Here is a 6,994-nt window from a genome sequence, read left to right on the forward strand (position 1 = left end):
TCGATCACGTATTTGTCACATATCTATTGAGACAATCTATGGATGTCAGCAGCCAGACTCCGTGCTTTTCTCGCCGTGGCCCAGCACGGCAGCTTCAGCGGTGCCGCGCGTGCCGTGGGCCTGAGCCAGCCGACGCTCACCACCCAGGTCCAGGCCCTTGAGCGCCAGCACAACGTCGTGCTCTTCCATCGCCAGGGTCACCGCATCGAACTCACCAGCGTCGGCGAGCGCCTTCTACCCATCGCGCGGCAGATCGCTTCGCTGGAGCAGGACTCGTACAACCTCCTTCACGACAGCGGCGACCTCCAGTCCGGCGAACTCAAGCTCGGGGCGGTTGGCCCCTTCCACGTCATCGAGATGGTCGATGCCTACCGCAAGCGCTACCCGCGCCTCGACGTCTCTATCCGCATGGGCAATTCGTCCTCGGTGTTCAAGGACCTGGAGGAATACGCCGTCGACATCGGCGTGCTGGCGCGCTTCCATGAGGCGCCCGGCTTCAGTGCCACGCCGTATGCGCGGCACGCACTCATCCTGTTCGTGCATCGCGACCACCCCTTCGCGAGCCGCGGCCAGATCCGGCTGGACGAGTTGCACGGACAGCCGATGCTCCAGCGCGAAAGCGGCTCGAGCACGCGGCGCGCGCTCGACGAGGCTTTCCAGCGCGCGGGCGTCCGTCCGAAGCTCGCCATGGAAATCGGAAGCCGCGAGGCCATCCGTGAAGCGGCCGCGCGCGGCATCGGCATCGGTGCCGTCTCGGAGGCGGAGTTCATTCCGGACGAGCGCCTGCGCACCGTTCGCATAGAGGGCGACCCCGCCGTGACGCACACCTACCTCTATTGCCTCCAGATCAGGCGCGAGAGCCGCGTGCTCGCATCTTTCTTCGACGTGGCGCTGAAGCTGCGCAAAGGGCTGCAGCCTGCGGCTACCTGAGCGCTGAGGAGGCAAGCGGCGGCATCGATCCTCCGCGAGCCTGCAGGCGGGCGTCGATCGCATCGAAGAACGACGAGATCAGCCGACTCTCCCGACGCTCGCGCAGGCAGCACACGTGAATGTGCGTGGAGACGACATCGCCTTCGATGCGCACCGGCCTCAGGCGCGGATCGGGCACGTATTCGGACTGCGAGACGGTGCCGATGCCAAGCCCCCTGGCCACGGCTTCGCGCAGCGCCTCGCGGCTTCCGATTTCCATCGCGACCTGCACGGTCACGCCCTGCGCGATCAACGCGTCCTCCAGCGCCTTGCGGGTCGTGGAGGCGGGTTCGCGCATCAGCAGCGGTTGTCCCGACAACTCCTTCAGCGCGATCGACTTGCGCTTGGCGAACGGATGATCGACGTGCACGAACACGATCACCGGGTACTGCGCGTAGAGCTGCGTGTAGTAGCGCTCGTCGGGAAACCGGCTTGCCAGCACGCCCACGTCGCTCACGTATTTGTCGAGCGCGTCGAGGATCACTTCGGAATTGCCCAGCGTGATGGAGATCTTGATGCGAGGGTGGACCGCGTGGTACGCCTCGATCATCTCGGTGACATGAAAGGGCCCGACCGCGCCGACCTTCAGCGATCCGTGCCGCAGCTTGCCGCTGTCGTCCAGCAGCGAGCTCATGTCGCCTTCGAGCGCGATCATGCGTCGGGCCAGGGGCAGCATCTCCAGCCCCAGCGCCGATAGTTCCACGCGCCGGCCGCGGCGGTGGAACAGCTCGGCACCGTATTCGCGCTCCATCATCTGGATCTGCGAATTGAGTGTGCTGTGGCTCATGCCCAGCGTGCGCGCGGCGGCTGTGAAGCCGCCCTCTTGCGCGACGGCGATGAATGCGCGAATCTGGTTGAGCGTCACTGCAGGGTCTCCCGGGCCACTGGGTCGTCTGAAAGGGCGCCATGATGCCGGGCGATCATGATGGCCGCGTGTAAGCCGCTGGCTACGTGGCCGCGACCCCCATGGCCGGATCGCTCACGCCGTCCTTGCCGGTCTCCAGCCGCCCCGCGAAGCGCCGTTCGAAGCTGGTGCCCATGGTCAGCGTGAAGTCGTACCAGCTGTTGGTTCCTGCGAGCGACCATGACGGCTCCACCTGCATGCCGGGCGCCACGGTGTAGGTCCAGGGGCCGTCTGTGCGGTACGCGTTGGCGCCGACCGTCACGGTCGCTGGGGCGTTGCCCATGTTCATGATCGTCAGGTACACCGAGTTGCCGCTGCTGTCGTAGCACACGCGAACTTCCGGGTTCGGCCCGCTGGCCAGCGCGCCCATGTCGCCCTTGAAGCGCCGGTGATAGCCGTTGGGCCCGAGCACCCACAGGCTGTACTTGCCCGTGTTGTCGGCCACCGCCGCCCAGGCGTCGGAAATCATCTTGCCGGGCTCCACGGTGAAGCGCCTGGGGTAGCGCGACAGGTTCAGCTCGTCGTACACATGGAACACGGCGCCTTGCGTGCCCGTGTTGCTGAACGTGAGCCACACCTGGCCGTTGGGCAGGTCGACGTTGGCGCTGGTGTGCAGGTGATAGGGCAGCGCACGCGAAGGCCGCAGGGCAAGCGCCTGCGCAGGCAGCGGCACCGAGCCCGCCGCGGGCACAGGCACGCCGGGCGCGGCCACCTGCTGCGACAGCGTGGCATCGGCCTGCGCCTTGGTCGGTGCCGTCACCAGCGCGGGCTTGGCGCTGTTGGGGTTGCGGAAGTCGAAGCACGACATCATGTCGCCGAACACCGTGCGGCGCCACGGGCTGATGTTGGTTTCGCGCACGCCGAAGCGCTGCTCCAGGAAGCGCAGCGTCGAGGTGTGGTCGAACACCTGCGAGTTGACCCAGCCGCCGATGCTCCACGGAGAAATCACCAGCATCGGCAGCCGCACGCCGGCGCCGAAGGGCTTGCCGTCGGGCGTGCGCTTGCTCGAGTCGCCGGGCGGCGGCGGCATCGTGTAGTACTCGTTGGTGATGTCCGCCGTCGACTTGCCGGCATAGGTTCCGTCCGCGTTGCGCCACGGCGGGGCCGGCGGCGGCATGTGGTCGAAGAAGCAGTCGTTCTCGTCGAAGTTGATGATGAGCACGGTCTTGCTCCACACCTCTGGATTGGCGGTGAGCATGTCGAGCAGCGTCTGGATGTACCACGCGCCCTGCTGCGGGACCGACATGCTCGGATGCTCGCTGTAGGGGCCCGGCGCAACGATCCAGCTCACCTGCGGCAGCGTGCCCGCGGCGATGTCGTCTGCCACGGCCTGCAGGTAGCCGCCGTCGGGCATGGTGTTGCCGAAGCCCTTGTACAGCGGCGACTGCGCTTCGATCGCAGGCGAGTACGCCACATTCGGCGAGCCTTGCGACCGCAGCTGCTCGTCGACGGCGCGATAGGAAGCGAACGCCACCAGCTGGTTGTTGTTGCTGTTGTTGCCCGGCCTGTTGTAGACCTTCCAGCGCACGCCGGCAGCCTGCAGCCGCTCGGGGTAGGTGGTCCAGGTCAGGCCATCGGTGGAGGACCCCAGGCCGCCCCAGTTGGCGTTGGTCACGCAGGCCTGGCCGGCCACGTTCGCACCGTTCGTGCCGCTCCACAGGAACATGCGGTTGGTGAAAGTGCCCGTGTGGATCGACGTGTGATACGCGTCGCAGATGGTGAAGGCATTGGCCAGCGCCCAATGGAACGGCAGGTCGGACTGCTGCAGGTAGCCCATCGAGATCTTGGTGTTCTTGGCTTTCGGCCATGCCGCCATACGCCCGCCGTCCCATGCGGATTGCTGGTCGCCCCAGTCGTGCGCGCCGCCGACGCGCAGCGCGTTGCCCTTGGTCGCATCGAGATAGAACGGCTGCACTGAGTCGGCGGTGCCCTGCTGCAGCCACACGGGGTTGCCCGAAGCCATCGGGATGGTGAAGCGGTCGCTGAAGCCGCGCACGCCGGGCATGGTGCCGTAGTAGTGGTCGAAGGAGCGGTTCTCCTGCATCAGGATGATGACGTGCTCCACGTCGTTGATGGTGCCCGTCGCGTTGTTCGCCGGGATGGCAAGCGCGCGCTGGATGGCGGGTGGAAACGGGCCGAGCGCGGCGCCGGCCGCGGCGGCGCGCAGGAAGGAGCGGCGGTTGAATGGAGTCATGGTTGTTGCAATCGACGTGCCCTCAGGGCGCGCAGTTGAGCTTCGAGTTCGGGAGCGTTGGCGGCAGGTCGGTGCCGGCGGCCGCGCAGCTTGCGCATGGCGCCGCCACGATCGGAACCTCGGCAGGCGCCGCGCCGTCGCCGGTTGTTGTTGCGGCAGCGACGGGCAACTGCAGGCTGGCCCCGCCGCTATCGCCGCCGCCACCGCACCCGGCGATGAACAGGCACGCGATACCTGCTGCAAGGAAGAGGCAGAAGCTGGATTTCATGATGGGTGCCTCCTCAGTTGACCTGCAGCGTCGACAACGGCTTGTTCGACAGGAAGATCGATTGCAGCTCGGCATCGGTCAGCACGCGGTTCCACATCGCCAGGTCGCCGAAGTGGTGCTGGTACGTGGGCGCGGTTGCGCACTTGCCGGCGTAGTACGGCGGCGTGACGGTGCCGTTGCACTTGTTCATCAGGAATGTGCCGGTGCCGTCGTCGCCGATGCCCCACTGCGGAAACGGCGAGAGCTTGGAGAGATCGACCGACCCCGTCGACTTGCCCACGGCCACGCGGTTGGTGGTGCTCGTCACCGGATCGAACACGTACATGTTCATGGTCTTGGCCACGCCGTCGACCGAGAAGGCGATGTACACCCAGCGGTTGACGGTGATCTGCGTGTAGGGGCTGGTCGGACCGTCCGCACGCACGCCCCCGCCGGAGCCGATGTTGAATGCCACGCCGCACTGGTTGCCCGAGCTGGCGAACAGGCCGATGGCAACGCCGGCGTTGCCGCCGCTCACATAGCTCTTGTTGGAGACGATGGTCACGTTGTTGGTGGCAACGCACGATGGCGTCTTGAACCAGAGCCCGATGGTGAATTGGGGTGCCGTGCCCTTGGAGATGTCGAAGCCATCGGCCGGCGTGAGACGGTAGCCCTCGACGCCGTTGGTGTTGACGAAGTTCGTGTCCACCAGCAGGCCGTTGGTGCCCGCGAACGGACCCGGCACCACGAGGCCGGCTGCGGGCGGAAGGTCGCTCGCGGCGGGCCCCATCGTGCTGTGCGCCATCGCATCGACCGGCGGCAGCGTGGCGCTGAACGGGTAGTAGGAGACCAGTCCGTTCTTCAGCGTCGGCGCTAGCGGAACCGGCGGAACGTAGGACACGAGTGGTGAGAGCACGGCCCTCGACGCGGCGTCCGCGCCGTCGCCGGCCTGCACCGTGTAGCTGAGCTGGTACGTGCCCTTGGCGCTCAGCACTTGCGAGAGCTGGTTGTCGGTGTACGTGGCGGTGCCCGCAGGCAGGTTCGAAGCGATGACCTGTCCGTCGCGCACGACCGTGATCGCGCCCTTGGCCGGAGTCGTCCAGTTCAGCACCACGCTCGCGCTGGAGGAGTTGTTGTCGGCCACCGATGTGGTCAGCTGCGACACGGCCTGCGCGCCGGTCAACGGGCTGCCGTCCAGCGCGTAGGTCTTCGCGTCCGGTAGCGCGCCAAGGTAGCCGAGCACGGTCGGCGCAACGTCGGCGATGCCGGCGTTCGCATACAGGTCGGTCAGCTTCTGCGGCAGTGCAGCGCCGACGCCTTGCGTTCCCATGTTCGCAGGCTGGCTCAGGCCGATGAAGGTGCTCGACTCGGGCACCAGCGGAAGGCCGTCGTCCTGGCTGTTGGCGCTGAGTCCGTGGTTGCCGGTCACGACGACGAGCCACCGCGTGTTCGGGCGTTTCGACGTGGCATCGACGAGAGTGCCGACGGCCTTGTCGAGCTTGGCCAGCGTGCCCGCGTACTGCGTGGAGCCGAGTCCGAAGTCGAGCGCGGCATCCTTCATCGCGCGGTACTGCGCGAGCACCGTGGCGTAGTCGCCGCCGATCAGTTGCGTGGCTTGCGTGGTCACGCAGTCGGTGGCAGTCGCATTGCCGGAGCAATCGGTGAGCGAGTCGAGGTAGCCGCTGTCGTGGTCGGAAGACAGCAATTGGGCCAGTCCCGACGAAGCGACGGCCGCGCCGTTCGGCCCCGTGTTCTTGCCCTTGGTCAACTGGAACACGGTGGCGCCGCGCACCGCCTGCTTCGGTGCTTCCGACATCACCTGGTGGCGGCTGGCCCAGGTGCCGGTGAGCAGCGTCGCCCAGCCGGGCGTGTCCAGCGTGGGTTGCTGGCTGGGCGTGCCGGCCATGCCGCCGCTGTAGGCCAGCCTCACTTCGAGCTTGGCGAGGTTCGGCAGCGTGCCGCCGGCGATGCCGCTTTGCACTGCGGCGTAGGTGGCGCCGTCGAGGTCGATGACCAGCGTGCGGTTGGCGAGCGGCGTCGATGGTGCTTCGGGCGATGTGGGGGCGGGTGATGACGGGGCCGGCAATGCAAGCGCCGCGCCGCCTGAACCGCTGCCGCCGCCGCAGCCGCTCAGTGCGGCAACGAGCGCGGTCGTGAGCGCGAAGGCGCGCGTCCATCCGGCAGCGCGCTGGCACGTGCCTATCGGGTCTGATGCCTTGCGCGCCCGCATGGCGGCGCCTGGGGGAATGGCTTGGGGAATGAAGTGCTCGACTGACATTTTTTTCGGCTGCCTCTGGTGGGGGGAGTGGTCGAATTACAGAAGAGCGGGGTGACGTGCCAGCGACGAAAGCCCATGGGTATTTCGATAGTCCTGTCGGCTTTTTCGTCAGATCGGGGCGTATCCACGCGCGCGACTTCGGCGTCCCTGGCAAGGGACGCAAGACGATGGAGAACGCGATGCGATGGGCGGCCAGGGCCTGGCTCCCGGTGTATCCGGGAGCAGGCCTCGAGCTCACCAGGGCAACGAGTAGGTCTTGGTGTTGGTAAAGCTCTTCATGGCCTCGAGCACGCCTTCCTTGTACCCCAGGCCCGAGTCCTTGATGCCGCCGAAGGGCGTGAGCTCCAGGCGGTAGCCCGGCACCTCGCGCACGTTGACGCTGCCCACGTTCAGCTCGCGGAT

Annotated in this window: 6 protein-coding genes; 1 reads left to right on the forward strand and 5 read right to left on the reverse strand. The window is 67.0% G+C overall.

Annotation, left to right across the window (positions count from 1 at the left end; all coding sequences use genetic code 11):
• Positions 1–42 precede the first annotated feature (42 nt).
• On the forward strand, positions 43–930 hold the full coding sequence (locus BLV60_RS04165; RefSeq protein WP_093050233.1) for a LysR substrate-binding domain-containing protein: 888 nt from the start codon (positions 43–45) through the stop codon (positions 928–930).
• Here BLV60_RS04165 and BLV60_RS04170 read toward each other — a convergent pair.
• From BLV60_RS04170 to BLV60_RS33915, 5 genes are all read right to left on the reverse strand, one after another.
• The gene (locus tag BLV60_RS04170; protein ID WP_093050236.1) at positions 923–1,834 is read right to left on the reverse strand and encodes a LysR substrate-binding domain-containing protein; all 912 of its coding nucleotides are present in this window, start codon (positions 1,832–1,834) and stop codon (positions 923–925) included. The genes BLV60_RS04165 and BLV60_RS04170 overlap by 8 nt on opposite strands.
• Before the next feature lie 82 nt (positions 1,835–1,916).
• Complete coding sequence (locus BLV60_RS04175; protein ID WP_093050239.1) at positions 1,917–4,067, reverse strand: phosphocholine-specific phospholipase C; 2,151 nt, start codon at positions 4,065–4,067, stop codon at positions 1,917–1,919.
• Positions 4,068–4,089: 22 nt separating this feature from the next.
• On the reverse strand, positions 4,090–4,335 hold the full coding sequence (locus BLV60_RS04180; RefSeq protein WP_093050242.1) for a hypothetical protein: 246 nt from the start codon (positions 4,333–4,335) through the stop codon (positions 4,090–4,092).
• A gap of 13 nt (positions 4,336–4,348) precedes the next feature.
• Positions 4,349–6,592, reverse strand: a complete 2,244-nt coding sequence (locus BLV60_RS04185) for an alkaline phosphatase family protein (RefSeq protein WP_256328830.1) — start codon at positions 6,590–6,592, stop codon at positions 4,349–4,351.
• Positions 6,593–6,826: 234 nt separating this feature from the next.
• Positions 6,827–6,994 (reverse strand): aldehyde dehydrogenase family protein (locus tag BLV60_RS33915; protein ID WP_143042539.1); only part of this gene is annotated, 168 nt, incomplete at its 5' end.

It is taken from the genome of Variovorax sp. YR634, from assembly GCF_900106655.1.
GTDB lineage: Bacteria > Pseudomonadota > Gammaproteobacteria > Burkholderiales > Burkholderiaceae_C > Variovorax.